Annotated in this window: 24 protein-coding genes and 2 pseudogenes; 7 read left to right on the forward strand and 19 right to left on the reverse strand. The window is 54.1% G+C overall.

Annotation, left to right across the window (positions count from 1 at the left end; all coding sequences use genetic code 11):
• Positions 1 to 168: 168 nt before the first annotated feature.
• The 15 genes and pseudogenes from K7H09_RS23410 to K7H09_RS23485 all read right to left on the reverse strand — a co-directional run bounded on the left by K7H09_RS23410 (position 169) and on the right by K7H09_RS23485 (position 8,749).
• A complete protein-coding gene (locus K7H09_RS23410) occupies positions 169 to 981 on the reverse strand; it encodes a hypothetical protein (protein ID WP_230806216.1) in 813 nt (270 codons plus the stop codon).
• Between the two features lie 149 nt (positions 982 to 1,130).
• The gene (locus tag K7H09_RS23415; protein WP_230806218.1) at positions 1,131 to 2,255 is read right to left on the reverse strand and encodes a phage integrase Arm DNA-binding domain-containing protein; all 1,125 of its coding nucleotides are present in this window, start codon (positions 2,253 to 2,255) and stop codon (positions 1,131 to 1,133) included.
• Position 2,256: 1 nt separating this feature from the next.
• Positions 2,257 to 2,460, reverse strand: a complete 204-nt coding sequence (locus K7H09_RS23420) for an excisionase (protein ID WP_039858369.1) — start codon at positions 2,458 to 2,460, stop codon at positions 2,257 to 2,259.
• A gap of 2 nt (positions 2,461 to 2,462) precedes the next feature.
• Complete coding sequence (locus tag K7H09_RS23425; RefSeq protein WP_230806220.1) at positions 2,463 to 2,978, reverse strand: hypothetical protein; 516 nt, start codon at positions 2,976 to 2,978, stop codon at positions 2,463 to 2,465.
• Positions 2,975 to 3,442, reverse strand: a complete 468-nt coding sequence (locus K7H09_RS23430; protein ID WP_230806222.1) for a hypothetical protein — start codon at positions 3,440 to 3,442, stop codon at positions 2,975 to 2,977. The genes K7H09_RS23425 and K7H09_RS23430 overlap by 4 nt, the downstream gene beginning before the upstream one ends.
• A complete protein-coding gene (locus K7H09_RS23435; protein WP_230806224.1) occupies positions 3,439 to 3,702 on the reverse strand; it encodes a hypothetical protein in 264 nt (87 codons plus the stop codon). The genes K7H09_RS23430 and K7H09_RS23435 overlap by 4 nt, the downstream gene beginning before the upstream one ends.
• Positions 3,699 to 4,319, reverse strand: a complete 621-nt coding sequence (locus K7H09_RS23440) for an HNH endonuclease signature motif containing protein (protein WP_230806226.1) — start codon at positions 4,317 to 4,319, stop codon at positions 3,699 to 3,701. The genes K7H09_RS23435 and K7H09_RS23440 overlap by 4 nt, the downstream gene beginning before the upstream one ends.
• A 56-nt stretch (positions 4,320 to 4,375) precedes the next feature.
• Positions 4,376 to 4,645 (reverse strand): hypothetical protein, encoded by a 270-nt coding sequence (locus K7H09_RS23445; protein WP_230806228.1) that lies wholly within the window; start codon positions 4,643 to 4,645, stop codon positions 4,376 to 4,378.
• 104 nt (positions 4,646 to 4,749) lie between these two features.
• Complete coding sequence (locus K7H09_RS23450; protein WP_230806230.1) at positions 4,750 to 5,061, reverse strand: hypothetical protein; 312 nt, start codon at positions 5,059 to 5,061, stop codon at positions 4,750 to 4,752.
• Positions 5,062 to 5,073: 12 nt separating this feature from the next.
• The gene (locus K7H09_RS23455) at positions 5,074 to 5,397 is read right to left on the reverse strand and encodes a hypothetical protein (RefSeq protein ID WP_230806232.1); all 324 of its coding nucleotides are present in this window, start codon (positions 5,395 to 5,397) and stop codon (positions 5,074 to 5,076) included.
• A complete protein-coding gene (locus K7H09_RS23460; protein WP_230806234.1) occupies positions 5,394 to 5,711 on the reverse strand; it encodes a hypothetical protein in 318 nt (105 codons plus the stop codon). Before K7H09_RS23460 ends, K7H09_RS23455 begins: the two co-directional genes overlap by 4 nt.
• Entirely contained in the window at positions 5,708 to 6,094 is a 387-nt protein-coding gene (locus K7H09_RS23465; protein ID WP_230806236.1) for a helix-turn-helix transcriptional regulator, read from the reverse strand. Before K7H09_RS23465 ends, K7H09_RS23460 begins: the two co-directional genes overlap by 4 nt.
• A 139-nt stretch (positions 6,095 to 6,233) precedes the next feature.
• Positions 6,234 to 7,064, reverse strand: coding sequence for a DUF3037 domain-containing protein (locus K7H09_RS23470; RefSeq protein WP_230806238.1), 831 nt, complete (start codon positions 7,062 to 7,064; stop codon positions 6,234 to 6,236).
• Positions 7,061 to 7,807, reverse strand: a pseudogene (locus tag K7H09_RS24580) (HipA family kinase). The gene K7H09_RS23470 and the pseudogene K7H09_RS24580 overlap by 4 nt, the downstream one beginning before the upstream one ends.
• 75 nt (positions 7,808 to 7,882) lie before the next feature.
• The gene (locus tag K7H09_RS23485) at positions 7,883 to 8,749 is read right to left on the reverse strand and encodes a LexA family protein (protein ID WP_230806244.1); all 867 of its coding nucleotides are present in this window, start codon (positions 8,747 to 8,749) and stop codon (positions 7,883 to 7,885) included.
• Here K7H09_RS23485 and K7H09_RS23490 point away from each other — a divergent pair.
• Positions 8,639 to 8,869 carry a transcriptional regulator gene (locus K7H09_RS23490; RefSeq protein WP_230806246.1) on the forward strand — a complete coding sequence of 77 codons (231 nt, stop codon included), beginning with the start codon at positions 8,639 to 8,641 and terminating at the stop codon, positions 8,867 to 8,869. The two genes, K7H09_RS23485 and K7H09_RS23490, sit on opposite strands and share 111 nt — an antisense overlap.
• A gap of 81 nt (positions 8,870 to 8,950) precedes the next feature.
• Positions 8,951 to 9,187 (forward strand): hypothetical protein, encoded by a 237-nt coding sequence (locus K7H09_RS23495; RefSeq protein ID WP_230806248.1) that lies wholly within the window; start codon positions 8,951 to 8,953, stop codon positions 9,185 to 9,187.
• Here the strand turns inward: K7H09_RS23495 and K7H09_RS23500 are convergent.
• On the reverse strand, positions 9,151 to 9,588 hold the full coding sequence (locus tag K7H09_RS23500; protein WP_230806250.1) for a hypothetical protein: 438 nt from the start codon (positions 9,586 to 9,588) through the stop codon (positions 9,151 to 9,153). The genes K7H09_RS23495 and K7H09_RS23500 overlap by 37 nt on opposite strands.
• A 123-nt stretch (positions 9,589 to 9,711) precedes the next feature.
• The gene (locus K7H09_RS23505; RefSeq protein WP_230806252.1) at positions 9,712 to 9,957 is read right to left on the reverse strand and encodes a hypothetical protein; all 246 of its coding nucleotides are present in this window, start codon (positions 9,955 to 9,957) and stop codon (positions 9,712 to 9,714) included.
• 81 nt (positions 9,958 to 10,038) lie between these two features.
• Here K7H09_RS23505 and K7H09_RS23510 point away from each other — a divergent pair, with 81 nt between their 5' ends.
• Positions 10,039 to 10,974 carry a terminase TerL endonuclease subunit gene (locus tag K7H09_RS23510; protein WP_230806254.1) on the forward strand — a complete coding sequence of 312 codons (936 nt, stop codon included), beginning with the start codon at positions 10,039 to 10,041 and terminating at the stop codon, positions 10,972 to 10,974.
• On the opposite strand, the gene K7H09_RS23515 is transcribed toward K7H09_RS23510, so the two are convergent.
• Complete coding sequence (locus tag K7H09_RS23515) at positions 10,958 to 11,236, reverse strand: hypothetical protein (RefSeq protein ID WP_230806256.1); 279 nt, start codon at positions 11,234 to 11,236, stop codon at positions 10,958 to 10,960. The genes K7H09_RS23510 and K7H09_RS23515 overlap by 17 nt on opposite strands.
• A 116-nt stretch (positions 11,237 to 11,352) precedes the next feature.
• Positions 11,353 to 11,850 (reverse strand): hypothetical protein, encoded by a 498-nt coding sequence (locus tag K7H09_RS23520; protein ID WP_230806259.1) that lies wholly within the window; start codon positions 11,848 to 11,850, stop codon positions 11,353 to 11,355.
• A gap of 227 nt (positions 11,851 to 12,077) precedes the next feature.
• Between K7H09_RS23520 and K7H09_RS23525 the strand changes: the two genes are divergently transcribed.
• From K7H09_RS23525 to K7H09_RS23535, 4 genes and pseudogenes are all read left to right on the forward strand, one after another.
• Complete coding sequence (locus tag K7H09_RS23525) at positions 12,078 to 13,124, forward strand: helix-turn-helix domain-containing protein (protein ID WP_230806260.1); 1,047 nt, start codon at positions 12,078 to 12,080, stop codon at positions 13,122 to 13,124.
• Complete coding sequence (locus K7H09_RS23530) at positions 13,118 to 13,846, forward strand: hypothetical protein (protein ID WP_230806262.1); 729 nt, start codon at positions 13,118 to 13,120, stop codon at positions 13,844 to 13,846. Before K7H09_RS23525 ends, K7H09_RS23530 begins: the two co-directional genes overlap by 7 nt.
• 148 nt (positions 13,847 to 13,994) lie before the next feature.
• The gene (locus K7H09_RS24510; RefSeq protein WP_269064091.1) at positions 13,995 to 14,123 is read left to right on the forward strand and encodes a hypothetical protein; all 129 of its coding nucleotides are present in this window, start codon (positions 13,995 to 13,997) and stop codon (positions 14,121 to 14,123) included.
• Positions 14,116 to 14,327: pseudogene (locus tag K7H09_RS23535) on the forward strand (hypothetical protein); the annotation flags it as partial. The gene K7H09_RS24510 and the pseudogene K7H09_RS23535, both read left to right, overlap by 8 nt.

Raw genomic sequence — 14,327 nt, forward strand, 5'->3', positions numbered from 1 at the left:
TCGCAGGTTCGAATCCTGTCGCTCCGACCAAAAAAGTTTACTAAAAACCGTCGCTTATGGGTCAAACCTAGCGACGGTTTTTTGTTGGTTGGTAAAAATTTGGGAATATTTTGGGAAAACTCTTGCTCTTCTGTAGCTGTCGAGCAAGGTTGCAAACACTCGAAGCGGCTAGTCGTCACACAGAGCGCAACGATCAACGTCATCTACATCTATTATCAGTTTTCCTGACCAAGCCTTGCGCAGCTTCCCTAGAACCAGTAAATGCACTCCTTCAAGCTCTCGGTCTAGTTGGAAATTAAATTTCCTTTTAAACTCAACGTATTTCTCAGGAGTAATTAAAATACTGAGGTCATCATACTTACCAGTATTGAGCCAAAAAGATCCATCGGGAGACATGCCTGTATCGAAAATTAGCCCCCAGTAGCCCCTGAACTCATTAGCTAAGGTCTCATCAACTGCATCAAAATTAACGAAGAATTGGTTGGCTGGTAAGGCGGTATATCTGGGCAGCTCGATCATTATGTTTGAATTACGAAACTGTTCTGATTCAATAAGTGTTTTTAACAATGGGCGCAGCCGACGTTGCATTGGTGAAGGGCCACGAGGGCCATCACCAGTAAAACGTCCGCCTCGTGTATTTGCTTTATCTACATCGCTCGGATCACCGTTTACCTTTTCGTGAGCGCCGTAATTGATATCGATCCGAATATGGTTCATGGGATTCCGCAAAATATCTTGAACCTCATTACTCCCAGGGCCTTTTTTACTAGGCGGAGCACCTAAGCTGCAAGTTGGCGCATGGGGCCTCGCACCGAAGCAAGCTCCTTGTCCACTGGTAGCAGCTCTTTTGAAATACGCAGGCCACCTACACTCAACGCAGATTAGCTGACGCCGCTTAGATGCAATTTCACTCTCGCTTAATTGAGCAAAATTGGTAATGTAATATGGTGTACCATCTGCAGTGCAATATGCTGTATCCATGTATTGTTCCCTAGCTGTTAAGTGCTAATTACAAAGTTAAATGAAATGCATGGCACATTGCTAGGTGTTGATTGTAAAAGTTGCTTACATTTCAGCCTTTTTGCATGCAGCTGCTCTTTATAGAGTTGTTGTATAGTTCCATCATTCAGCTACTGCTCAAGCAACGCCGCCATCGTAAACGGATTCCCCTTAGCCTGCTGCCACCTAGTGTCATGCCCATCCAAATAGTGCTGCGTCATGCTTTCGTCAGCGTGGCCCATCAGCAGCTGAATGTCATTGATCGAGGTGCCCTGTAGCTCCAGCAGGCGCGAGCCCAACGAACGAATTTCGTGGAAGGTGGGTTGCGCGCTTTTGGGCATGCTTTGAATGCTGGGTATCTGCTCGCGTAACTTCGCAAATTCCTTGGAGAGATAATCTCCGGATACCTGCGACCAGTGTGCTTTGGTTTTTCGGCTGTATATGCGTTCTGGAGTACGATGAACGATAAAGGGGGAGACAGGAGCAATGAGCCGTGACCGGCGAACCAGGTCATCCAGTGCAGGCGTCAGTTCGATCGCCACGTAAGCTGTCTTGCTGCGGTCTTTCGTTTTTTGGCGAATGTAATGCAGGCGGCCATCCCTTATATCGTCGTACCTGGCGGCCGTCACTTCGGCCCGCCCAAACAGACACAGCAGCGAGAGCTCCATCGCAATTTGCATCCAGTCGGGCGCTATCGCGTGCATGGTTTTGAATTGCTCGACCGTTAAGCGCCTGCGCAGTTTGGTATAATGGTTAGTGGTACGGGTCGGCGTTACCGGATCCCTTTCGAGCCAGCCTTTGGTTTGGGCAAACTGGAATATCTGCGATAGCACGGCACGGTACTGCACGTAGGCACTGCCTGGGTGATTCTCCGTTAGATACTCGGCGCACCAGCGAGTGTTGATGTGCTCGAGCAGCATATTGCCTGCATCCTTAATGAGCCGGTTCCCACGGCCGCGCTTTGCCTTTTTAGTCCAATCCTTCAGCTTAGGATCGGTCTCCACCCATTCCTTAAGCCAAGCATTGATCGCTACGCTCAGGGTTATGCCGGTTTCCCCCATTACACCAGCCACCAGGTCGCCGCCTGACATCAGCCGAGCATTCAGGATGCGCGCTGCGTCCTGTGCCTTGGCCCGGTCCCTACCCATGCCATGCTTGGTACCTGTGTCTGGGCGTCGATAGGTGTAGTACCCCTTATGCTCATACAGGTTAGGCTCCAGGCCTTTATTCTTCCTTTTCCGTGGCCGTGGCGGCATGTCACGCCTCCAGTACGCTATCTGCTAACTCATTGCCGGTCTGGCGTCGTTCTGCATCAAGGTCGATAAACCAGGTTCCACCGATCTTTTTAGCGGGCACGTGTCCTTCCCGGCACCAGCGGCGCATGGTGGTAGGCGAGGGCGGATTACCCTCAAAGCGCGCACGACTCCACTGTTCGAGCTCCATTAATTTACCGGTTTTCATCCTCAATCTCCCGTATAACGTTGGCCACCGGGGCCCCAACCTTGACCATCACGCCAGTCGCGTTCCTGGCGCGCAATGCTGTCGTCTATTGCCTGCTGGCGCTGCTGATCGATAAGGGCTTGCACCTCAGGGTTCTGGGCGATGCGACGCAGATTCAGCAGTTCCTCTTGCTGGCGCTGGATGATGCCGGTGGCCACCGATGCCAGTTCCCAGCAGTCGGTTGGTGTTTCGCCGTCATCCCGTACTTTCCCCAGACCATAGCAACCGCCACAGGGCTTATCGCGATTGCCTTTGATGTGATCGTGACCTGCGCCCAAGCAGATAGGGCAGTCGTCGGGAGCAAGCGCTCGCCACTGGGTTTCCCATTCCTGCAGATTGGTAATGCTATCGATGCCCTTATCAAGGTCGCGATAAAGCACCAGCCACTTTCCTTCCAAGTCCGTTCCAGCGCCCTGGTGCTGGGCAATCTCCTGAAATTTCCCGCCATGCTCTCGGTGGGTATGCGTCGCTTTGGTCATGTCTTCCCCGGGGCTGGCAGCAATGAGGGCATATCACCTGACTGATAAGCGCTTTCAACTTGGGGCAACATCCAGTGGCCAACCGTGTTCCCGTTGGGCAACACGATATGCGCGAGAAACTCCTCCTCGAACTCGGTAATGCCAGACTCAACCGCTTCCAGCTTGGCTTTAATGACCAAGGCAAGGGCGCGCCACCGCTGCCGGCATGCTTGCTCCCATGCCTTAGCAGCTTGCGCCGGCGAGCGTTCACGACCGGTTTCGGTTTGCGTAAAGTCTCGGCTGCTCTGGTCGGGCATGGAAAGATCGAAGCGGATCCGGCGTCCGTGCATTTGAAAAGCCATCACTGCGGTACCGCCATCCCAGCCGTACATAAAACCGCTGGCGCCGTACCGTGATACGGTTTGCTCAATCTCAGCACGGCTGCGCTCACTGGATACGCTGGTGTTCTCCGCGTATCGGCTCACTTGCCACCCCCTAAGGCTGGAAGGCCTTCTTCATCGATCAACTGGCCGGCGGGCATGAAGTCACTACCTGGTGCACGCTTGAGGAGCTTAAGCCTTTCGTTTTCAGCGCGGGCGCTATCCACTAATTGCGCAGATACATCGCTAACGGCCTTGGCTCGCTGGATTTCTTCCTTCAACGCATCCCCCTTGATGCTCTCATCACCCAAGCGCTCAAGCTGGGCAAACAGGTGGTTGCGTAGGTCGTCGATTTTGTTCTTCATGCCTGCTTGCTCCTGCGGTTGATTTTGCGGTTTAGGGCCCCGCGCAGTTGAACGATTTGCGGCAACGGCTCGGGTAGGTTGAGGTAACTGTTGCGGCGCATTAACTCGGCTCGGCTGATTAGCTCCAGATTGGCTGACGCGAAGTTGCGCTTGTCGCCGTCGCGGAATATCACAGCGTGGCCTTTTGGTACCGGCCTGCCGTTGTGCTTTTCCCACTCAATGTGGCTGACGGCTACCCAGTCCCGGGGTGGGTATCCGGTGTCGGTCATCTTGCGTTCCAGGTAGCCATCTTTAGTGACTCGCTCGCTGCCGATCGGCAACCACGTTGCTGGTTTTTGGCCTTTCTTGAAGCGAGTGCGCTCGCTACCAGGTGGGCTGAAATGCGTGCCCTTGTTCCAGGGTGTTAAGTTAGGCTTAAAGCAGCCTGGCTTTTCGCGCTCCATGTACTCGGTTGATTTCCGCCAACCGTGGTTAATGGCCTGATTTTTGATACTGGAAACGCTTCGGCGAAACATTCGCGCCAGAGTGGCGTTGTTGGTATCTGGATAGTTCCTTTCCAGCGCGGCTAGATCCTCCGGAGACCAAGGCTTGCCATTGTTGGCGAGGTAGTCAGTCATGGTTGGTGTCCCCAATGATGCTGATGAGGCCAGCTTTTATGATCGCTTTTGACATGTCAGCTACCTCCTAGCTGCTTAAGCGGACGCGATAAGGCGTTCATGCTGGTTAAGATGACCGCCTTTCTTCGCTCGGCGTCTTCGTGCGCTTTCGCGTTCAGCTCGGCGAGATGCGCTTGCATATCCACTTGATCGACGAGTGCCTGCCCACGCTTGCCCTCGCCATAGCGGCGGGAAATGGTGGAAACATGTACGCCGTGGCGTTTTGCTAACTCGCTCAGCGTGACCCGCTCGCCGGTGGCGGGATCTTTCGTGTATATCGCGCTCATGACTGCACCTCGCTGTCCTCATTTTTTTCGCCGGCGTCGCCCTCTGTTGGCGCTGGCGTGTTGAATATCCGGTCAAACTGTTCGTCAAAATTCATAGCGGGCCTCTACATGCCGCCAATGGCGCGTTGAGCGTCTTCGGCGGGGTAGTTGGGGTTGTGATAGCAAAACTCCGAGCGGATCCGGTGGGGGAAGTGGTACCCATCGCAGTAGCATGTCTGGTACCGCCAGCCGCGCCGATCCGCCCACTTATCGATGCGTAGCGTGTCGAACTCCCCACAGCTTTTGCAGCGAATGCGGCGTAAATACTCAGCGGGGTGCTTGGCTTTTACCTGGCGGGCACCGCACGACCGGCACCGACAATGCCGGCGGCGATTGCCGACGATGATTCGCTGACCAAGCCGGTTGAGCATGTACATACGCCAGCCCCCTCAAAACTGAACCAGCTGCTGAAACGGCACCGTGTCAGGCATGGCCAGCTGTGCCGGTGAGGTGGCGTCGGTTTCTAACGCGGGAGCAGCGGGGCGCATGCCTGGGCAGTGCTCCTCCGCGATGCCTTTGTAGTCCGGCTGGCCGGTGCGCTTTTCCAGCGGTACGCCGCGGGCTTCTTCGGCGGCCCATATCGCTGCATCCGTGCAGTAGCTAACCAGCCAGTCGGATTGTTCTTCCGCTTCGTGTTGGGATAGCTGGCCCAGGACGGCTATCGAGAGAAGCATGATGGCCACCCATAGGGCTTTAGCGGCTTGGTTGCTCATACGGCACCGCCTTGGCTGTCATGGAGCAGCTGCTGCAGATGGTCATGAATGGCGCTGATCTCGCGTTGTGCCGTTTCATGGCGGCTGTAGTAGCACTCGAACTTGCAATGGCTTTCGTGCTGAGCATTGCGATTTGCCAGCCACGTTTGGCAGAAAATTCCGTGTTGGCAGGTTTCCAGCAGCACCGCATATTTGCGCTGCAGGTTGATGGCTAGCGCCAGCTCCTGGCAGGGCATCAGCGTGAAAAGGAACGCGGTGTTGATGCCATTGGCCTGCAGCGTGTCGATAACGGGTTTGGGGTTATGGAGATTCATGCGAATACCCTCCCCACATCACGGCGTGACACAGAACGGCTGGCGCTGACCTGCTGGCGCGTGCGCATGGGAGGGCGGTGGCGCATGGTCTCTGCATCTGGGTTGATGCCGCTGACAAGCAGGGCGATCAATAGTGGAGCGATCCAGCCGCGGCGCATGGCCTCGGCAACGGCGCCAGCGGCTTTGAAGACGCCCAGTTTGTGGTAACCCTTCTTAAGACTGCCACGCACAGTTTCAGGTGAGCGACCGGTAGCCTTGGCAATCTCTTTGTAGGTGTTGCCCGCTGCCAGCAGCATCATGTCGACCGCTTCGGTGCGGGTTAGGCCCAGGCTGCCGCGTTCTGGGTTGATTCGTGCTTGCCAGTTGCCTTGTGTGATTTGCATTGAGACTCCCCTTCAGCGCATAAATTATGTGCTTGAGTATGCGAAAGCTCATAATTTATGTCAATGCGAAATCTCATATTTTTATTAAGACATAAAAAAACCGTCCAAATGGACGGTTTTGGTGTGAAGCGGCTTTTGCTCAGTGGAGCTGAGTATGGGCCAGCAAGCCACGCATCTGGTTACGTGGTGTCTTGTGAGGAATTACCCGTATCTGATGGCTGCTTCTTAATTCGGCAGCGATCTCTCGGTAGACTTTCTGCTGGTCTGCATTACTGCCCGTTGGCTCTTTGCATATGAAAACGGTGTCTTGTGGCATGCCTCCGTGTCTAGCCAAGCGATTCATCTGCATGATCCAGCGATCACCCTTATCGATTATGCTCTTTGTATCATCCAGGTCGAACGAAAGGGGGCGAATAGCTTGGGCAGTAATGCCACCTTTTTGCCAAACGAAAGGGAAGGTAACGTGATACAGCTCATCACCCAGCTTCTCCTCTCGGTAGGTGCGATCAGTGAACTGCTCCTTGAGTAACGTGTTGATACGACGCTTCAGCTTAGTTTCTGCGTCTTCTCGCTGTGTAAAATCATGGCAAACATAGCGATTGAATAGCTCTTGCAGGGTTGCGGTCGGGTCGTCGGTAGCAATGGTACCCGGCTGGCTAAATCGGAACATCGTCTCGCTAGGTGCGGTTAGGTGCTTGAATAGGCCTAGCTGCAAAGCGGTGTCTGAAGGATGTGCATTAGCCAGTTCAGCGACTCGGTGAATTTCTTTGGCAAAGGCTTGCCGAGCGTTCGTGAAAACAGCTGGATCTAGCTTGTCGAAGAAATTGGTGACGCGTTTGCGCGTACGCGTTTCGACCATTTCCAGGAATTGGCCATTATTACAGACCATGACGATTCCCAGGTTCGCGAACTCACCTGTCTCGGGGTAGGGTTGAAAGCGCAGCACTGCGTAGTTGCAGATGATGCTCATACCATTCTCCAAAAATCGCCATTGTGGATGCGGTTAAGTAAATCAAAGCGCTCATCCAGTGTGGGCTGAACTAGTGATTCATCATCCCACATATCTTTATAGACCCATTCTTCGGGCAAAAGGTCGATGATCGTATCCCAGTCGCCCAGTGCCTTGTCAAGTGCATGAAGATGCTCTGACTTGATCAGCAAATCATCAAATTTTGTCTTTTCTTCGCTAAAAACATGATTCTCTATGCATTCGGCGTCATTGCTTGGAAGATCAAATGCAACATTATGGTCGATCACCACAAGCTGGCTGGAAGGTTCCCAGAGTAAATTAACGTTGCCGCCTTTCTCTGTGAGTCGCCGATCTCCATTTCTAACCCATCTATCGAACACTAGCACACGCTGCTTTAACTCGGGAGGTATCTAGGACACCTGCGGGTAGATGAGTGTTGTGGCATTAACCACTAGCTTGGAGGCAAAAGCATGGCCTCCATCCAGCTCGTCGGCGCCATCAATGGCTGTGAAGCTTATAAGCCCTTGAGGTATCGTCATGATGCCATAAGGAGGTATCGGGAGCCCAAGCCGTAAGCCAAGTTCTGCACAGATCAGTTCGGATGTTAGAGCCGCTTTACCAGCGCCCCCAACCCCTTTTACAACATAGATATCGCCCTGGGTATCTCGTATGAAAAACGGGCGACATACACCTTGTTCGGAGCGTCTGAGAATTTCAGCGGCCTCAAGTTGCAGTGGGGCCATGCTTGCTCCCTATATGGTTTATTTTCTGATGGCATGTGCCTGGTCGCTAGTCGCTATTGATGGCTCATCTGCGACTTATAGCTTGGTTTTTGCCTCAACCGCCACGCCTATAATTCGGCAATTACCATTGATTGGAATCAGCGGATAGGCGGGGTTCAGCGGTTTCAGGTACTTCTGCCCACCGTCCGTGACAAGCTTTTTAAACGTAGCTTCATTGCTTTCATCAAGCTGAGCTACCACCAGCTTGCCCGGCACCGCTTCTATGCCGGTATCTACCAGCACCAGCGTGCCCTCTGGGATGCTGGGCCTGACTCCTGCTGGCGCCGTCATTGAATCACCACTTACCTCTAGCCAGAAAGCAGGGCCTTTGGCTTCGTAGTCGGTGCTCTCGTGTTGATCTTCCATTCCGGCTGGGTAGGGTACGACGCACTCGGCAAACTTTCCTGCTTTAACACTTGAGATAAGCGGGTAGCGATAGTAACGCAGCGGGGTTGGCGCTATCGATAGGTTGTTATCTGAGGCATTACTTTCAGCAGCATCAGTCATTTCGCCTTTGCCATCTGTTAACCAACGATAGCTCACGCCTAAAGCGTCCGCGATTTTCAGCAGGTGCGTAGAACCCAGGTGCCTACCTGTCTCTAGGTTCGAAATGGTGGCTTGGTCGATGCCTGCTTTCTCAGCTGCCTTAACTTGGCTCAGCTTCGCATGCTTTCGCGCCAGCTTTAAACGATCTTTTAATTCCATGTAGTGATTATTATGCGTGTACTCATAGCGTTGCAAATGCGTTTGCTCATGGTCTATTCTATGAGAATTCGCATAAGAGGGCGTCCGATGACTACCGTATTTAAAAATCTTGTCAGCCATTTTGGTGGGCAGTTGCAAACCGCAAAAGCTCTCAACGTGAACCAGGGAGCTGTCTCTAACTGGGTTTGTGGCAAGCACGGCATGTCTCCTGCAGTAGCACTTCGCGCAGAAAAACTCACAAATGGCAGATTTACAGCTGCCCAGCTTTGCCCATCCGTTTTTAGTGAGCCACCGATTAATGGGGCGGCTTCTCAGTGATTCCAGTATATGAGCCAGCGCAAAACAGCACAGCCCACGGTGCTGGTCTGTTTGGGTATACAGCTCTTATGAGGTGCAGACATGTTTAGAAATATCGATGGAATGCAGCAGTGGCAGCTGGAAATGGAGCTTTCCCACTTGATCGGGTGGCTAATAGCCACTCGTCATTCCGCTGAAGAAGCTGAAGAGAGCGTCCGGCAACATCGTACGGCAGAGAAGGAGACGCTGGCGCAGATCAGCAAAGTGCGCCAGCAGCTTGGCTTGCCGGATAGTGAGATCGATCAGTCGTCTAATTCATTCGATTTAGAGGGAGACTGAAGATGCCTGATGTAAGCGTTCAGCCCGTGATTGTTCAGCCAACCAGAGCAAGCTTCCAGCGCGGGGCCGGACAGTTGGAAAGATTGAATCTCATTGTTCAGCGCAAGCAGCAGATCGTCATTGCTCATGGCACGTACGTGTTCTGGCAGCCAATGATGCTTCTCTATCGCAGCAAGTTCAGCCCCTTGTCTATCGGTGAGAGGCTCCCATGGTGCAAATCTTTCGGAGCGAACCTTCTCGGAGTAACAAAGCAGCAAATACTCTTTAAATGCTGCAGTCACTACTTTTTTGGCAAGCAAATCAATCGATACGCCAGGATTTTGGCTTTCAAGTTTGGTTTTGTATTCACCAATAAGTCGGTTGAATTCCGCCGAATAGTGCATCTGTTGAATTTCAGCCACGCCGCTTTCCTTCTGTTGGTGGATGGTGTCGCTGCTACCACTCTAGTGGGCTTCGACTTGGCTTTCTATCTGTGGGGTTCGGTATGAACTGTGAATCCGGCAAGCCATTCAACCATACGTCGATCAACGTCGCTCAACGCCTGTTCCTTGAGCGTCACTGCTTTCCAGCACATCAATTGCCGCCTGAATTCTCTCTATCAGCTCACGACCTTGAGCTGGTGTCATCGCGAAAATTTGTGACTCTTGAGCTTCCTCAGTTTTTTGGAGCGAGTGACTCAGAAAATGGAGCTTCAGAGCAATGATGTCATGCGAGGGGACTGGCCCTATCTGCCAGCCGGCTACAGGAAAAAGTGAGATGTCATCGGCCATGAGTGTTCCTGATATTGAGATGTGTGAGAGCACTCAATTTAGCCTCAGGGCGCTTAATTTGCGAGTGGATGGGGGCGAGGTATGAGCAAGCTGCTAACGGACAACACGCTAACGCAGCCACTGCGTTCCACGGCTTTTTTTGCTGATGAACGGTCGGGGTTTCCCAGCGCTGCCCACATGCTTGATAGCCGCGTGTGGTTCGAGGAAGGCAAGGGAGGCGCTTTAGAGCTGCGCTTTGCCTGCCGCGTTCAGGTGGTTGAGTACCTGTGTTTTTGCATGGGTGAAGGCTACTTGTTGTTTAAGCAGATCGACGTGGTTAAGGGGCGATCAGTTTTTTCAGCCATTAAATGGAGCGTGGAGCCGCCCGTAGACCTAGGCGAATCAGTTGGCTGGGTAGATGCTGGTGGCCCTCTTTCGACACCGCCTGAAGCTGCTAAAGAGATCGAAAGCCCTGATGGTGAGGCATGGATGCCACCCGAGGAATGGGCAAGTGCTTTGGCCACTCTTAGCTCACAGCCGCCAGTGAAGAAATGGGCTGCCATTAGCTCTGGCCCTGATGGGCTTGTATCCATCGTGAAGCTAGCCAAAACCTCGCACGGTTCTTATGAGGTTCAGTTTTTCCAGGAAACGAGCGATACGAGATTGGTAGCACATTTGAATGATTCAGGCCCGGTTGCTTATGACCCTTGGCGAGATACCCGCAATGCCATGGCGCTCGCTAAGGAAGGCGTCAAGGTGGTCGAGTTCCGCAACACTATTGCGAATACGTCCGAGCCCATGCTTGCCACTCGGGACTTTGTCTGTGCTGGCCTACTGCATCATTCAGGCGATCCAGCACTCACAGTGCATGTGTTGAATGTTATTGATCGTTGTCGGGTCCATTTATCACTGACGCACACCCATTGGCCGACCCGCCGCCAAGGGCAACGTATCGATGGGGCGCTGGCGCTGATCATGGCAGTAGGGCTGGCGCTGGAAGAAAGCCGCCAGCCAGGGGAGGTCAGCGAGGATGATTGACCAAGCCAACCACTTCATTAATGGCCGTTTCCAGATCTTTGTTTTCTCCGGCCTCTATCGCCTCGCGGATTTGATGCAGTGCTTCAATGCGCGGGTCATCGTAGGTGGGGGCGTGCGTCAAGCCGGTCATGCGTCTGATGTGGTCAGCAGTGGGGTCTCCCGTGCTTTCAGGCGTTTGCTCAAGGGCTTCCAGCCTGCCGAGAATCTCAACCTGCATGAACAGCACGGCTTTCAGCATTTTCTGTGTGTCGTTTTCAGCCACGTCGTTTTCCTTCTGTTAGTGGATGGTGTCGCAACTACCACCTTAGCGGGCTTCGGCGTGGCTTTCTATTTGTGGGGGCTGCTATGAAACAGCCTGGGCATTTAGGGAGCAGAGATTCAAGCCAGCCAATGCAAAAGGCGCTGCCAACCATTGAGAGGTTGTACATAATCTGGCCTGCCACGTTCGATAGAGGATTCGTTGTATGCAGGTACGCGAAGACCTTCAATTTGAGGCGTTTGCAGAAGTGCTATTTTAGACGCCTTCCGGTCATGCTCTTCAAGGGTATGACGCTCGGCATTACGAATAAGTTTGTGATATCGCTTGCTGACTACCCTACATTGAAGTGCTTTTTCCTCTGGCCTAATCACTATATCCAGGATGGAGCTGAGAGCAACCAATATGCCGCTCACAGAAGACAAAACAGGGCTATTTATAGCCACGCCCGTCACAGCAGCACTGCCTCCAAACAAGCTGGTGAACTTGAATACAATCCCCAACCTAGCAAACAAGCGTTCCTGCAGAAGCATGTAACGAATAGCGTAATGCGCATCGCCAATGGCCTCATACATGGTTCGCTCATCATCTCTTACACGTTCGGAAAGCAGTGCGTTCATATTTCTTTACCTTTATGGCTTCGGCGTTGTTGGAGATGGCGGGGGCGGTGTTCTCAAGGGGGGCTTGTTGTTTGGGATAAGTGGCCTAGGGGCCTGGCCGCCATTGCTATTAGTAATACTCGTTTTCATGGGTGCTCTCCGTTAATCGTTGTTAAGCAGGGTTTGGCGACTTTTAGCTTACATCGTGTTGCGCATGAGCGCCCACCCTTTCCTAAGGGAGGTGCGTTATGACCGACGAACGCGCATTCCGCGGTGTCTGGATACCCGCTGAGATTTGGCTGAATCGTGAGCTCTCACTGCAAGAGAAAGTGATGCTGATCGAGATCGACAGCCTGCAGCACCCGCAGAAGGGCTGCTTTAAATCCAACAAGAAACTGGCCGAGTTTTTTGGCCTCTCGCCCAACCGTGTTTCCGAAGTGATCAGCTCGCTTAAAAAGAAGGGCTGGATTCGCGTGGATCAAATCCGTGAAGGCAAGCAGATTGTCGAGCGCAGGATCTTCATGAAGCATCCCCTCGAGAAGCCGAATGGGGGTACTCGAAAAACCGACCAGGGGTATTCGGAAAATCATGAGAACCCTATTCGAGATTCCGAAGGGGGGTATTCGGAAAATCGTGAGAACCCTATTCGAGATCTCGAAGGGGGGTATTCGGAAAACGGGGAGAACCCTATTCGAGATCCCGAAGAGGGGTATTCGGAAAACCGTGAAGAGAGGGGTTCAGGTTTAGGGGTTCAATATGAGGGGGCCAGTAAGAGGGTTGCGTCTGGGGCAAGCCCAGCCGCTGCCACTGGTGACTACCTGGGCGCTGACGAACCGCAAGCTGAACCGGCTGGGCCGCAGGAATCCGCCGATGCGTTGCTGGCGCGAATCCCCAGCGATATGCCTGGCACCCGGGATCCGAAAGCCAAGACGTTCAAGGCCTGGGCCAATTACGCCTGTGCGTATCGCCACCGGTACGGCGCTTGGCCGGTCTGGAATGAAAAGACCGGTGCCACCCTGAGCCAGTTGGTCAATCGGGTGGGTGCTGATCGCGCTCCTGGGGTGGCCGCCCACTACGTGAAGCTGAACAACCAGTATTACACCGCTCGAATGCATCCCGTGGGCCTACTGCTGCAGGACTGCGAGGCGATTGCCACGCAACTAGCCACCGGCCAGCAGGTGACCCAAGCCAGAGCGCGCCAGCTGGATAGCACGCAATCCAACCTGAGTAACGCCGAGGAGGCCAAGCGCATTATGGCCGCCCGCCGCCAACAGCAGGAGTCTTCGTCATGCTAACCGCCCAAGAGTCTGACCAGGTGCTCGAACTGGTGTACGCCACGGCCGAGGTGCTAGGCCAAGAAATTCGCCCAACCGCTGCGGTGTTGATTACCGATGACCTTAGCGGCTACCCGTTTGCCGAGATCCGCCGCGCCTTGGCCCGTTGCCGTGCCGAGCTCCACGGCAAGCTGACCCTTGCCTCGATCGTTGAGCGGTTGCCCAGTGCGAAACAGCACCTGTTGCCCAATGAGGCGTGGGCGCTGGCGCTGCGTAGTACCGATGAGAGCGAAACGGTGGTGTGGACGCCGGAAATTGCTCGGGCCTTTGGCGTGGCCAAGCCGGTACTGAACGGCGGTGACCAGGTGGGGGCGCGCATGGCGTTTCTGGCTGCCTACGAACGTGAAGCCGAAACCGCCAAAGCGGAAGGGCGCCAGCCGGTGTGGCAGGTATCTCTGGGGCACGACCCGCAGCGCCGTGAGCTGGTGCTTCAGGAGGCCGTTGATGCCGGCAAGCTGCCCGCCCCAAAAGTGGCCCACTTGCTGCCGCCCGCTGAAAAACCGCTAACCGAGGAAGGACGGCGCCAGCGTAAGCGCATGGTTGGCCAACTGCGCGAGATCATCAATAAGCCAGGTGATGCCAAGGCTCGCCAGCGCCGCGAAGAGATCGAGCAGGAAGAAGCGCGCCGCCGTGAGCTGCTGGAACAGGCGGGCACGCCGCTGGCTGCGATGGGAGGGCGTTAACCATGTTAAGCCGTGCGTATGACCGGCCTAAGTGTCCAGCCTGCCAATACCGCAAAAGCGCTGCCGACTTCCGCGACCCCGGTACCGGTGAACAGTTACCAGCGTGCAAGCAGTGCATGCGCAGATCCCAACGGGGCGGAGGTAAACGATGGATGGCATGAGCTGGTTTCTGCTAGGGGTGCTGGCGGAAGTGTTTATCGCGGTGGCCTGTGCGGCTGGCGCTTTTTGCAGCAGTGTCGAAAAGCTTAATAATCAAGGGGAGCGTAACGATGGGTGAAACATTGAAAGGTGGCCAGCAGGCGCGCCGTGCCGCGTTATTGTGTCAAAACGTGCGATTCGGTTTGTACCTCGACTGCCGCCGCCGTCAGGCAAAGGCGCTTGAATATCGGCAACTGCCCGATGGTACCCACAGCCCGGAGGACTGCGCTGATTTCATCCGTCATTCGTGTGGCATCCAAAGCCGCGCCGAGCTGGATCATAA

This window comes from Halomonas sp. IOP_14 (genome assembly GCF_021021315.1).
In the GTDB taxonomy this organism is placed as follows: Bacteria; Pseudomonadota; Gammaproteobacteria; order Pseudomonadales; family Halomonadaceae; genus Vreelandella; species Vreelandella titanicae.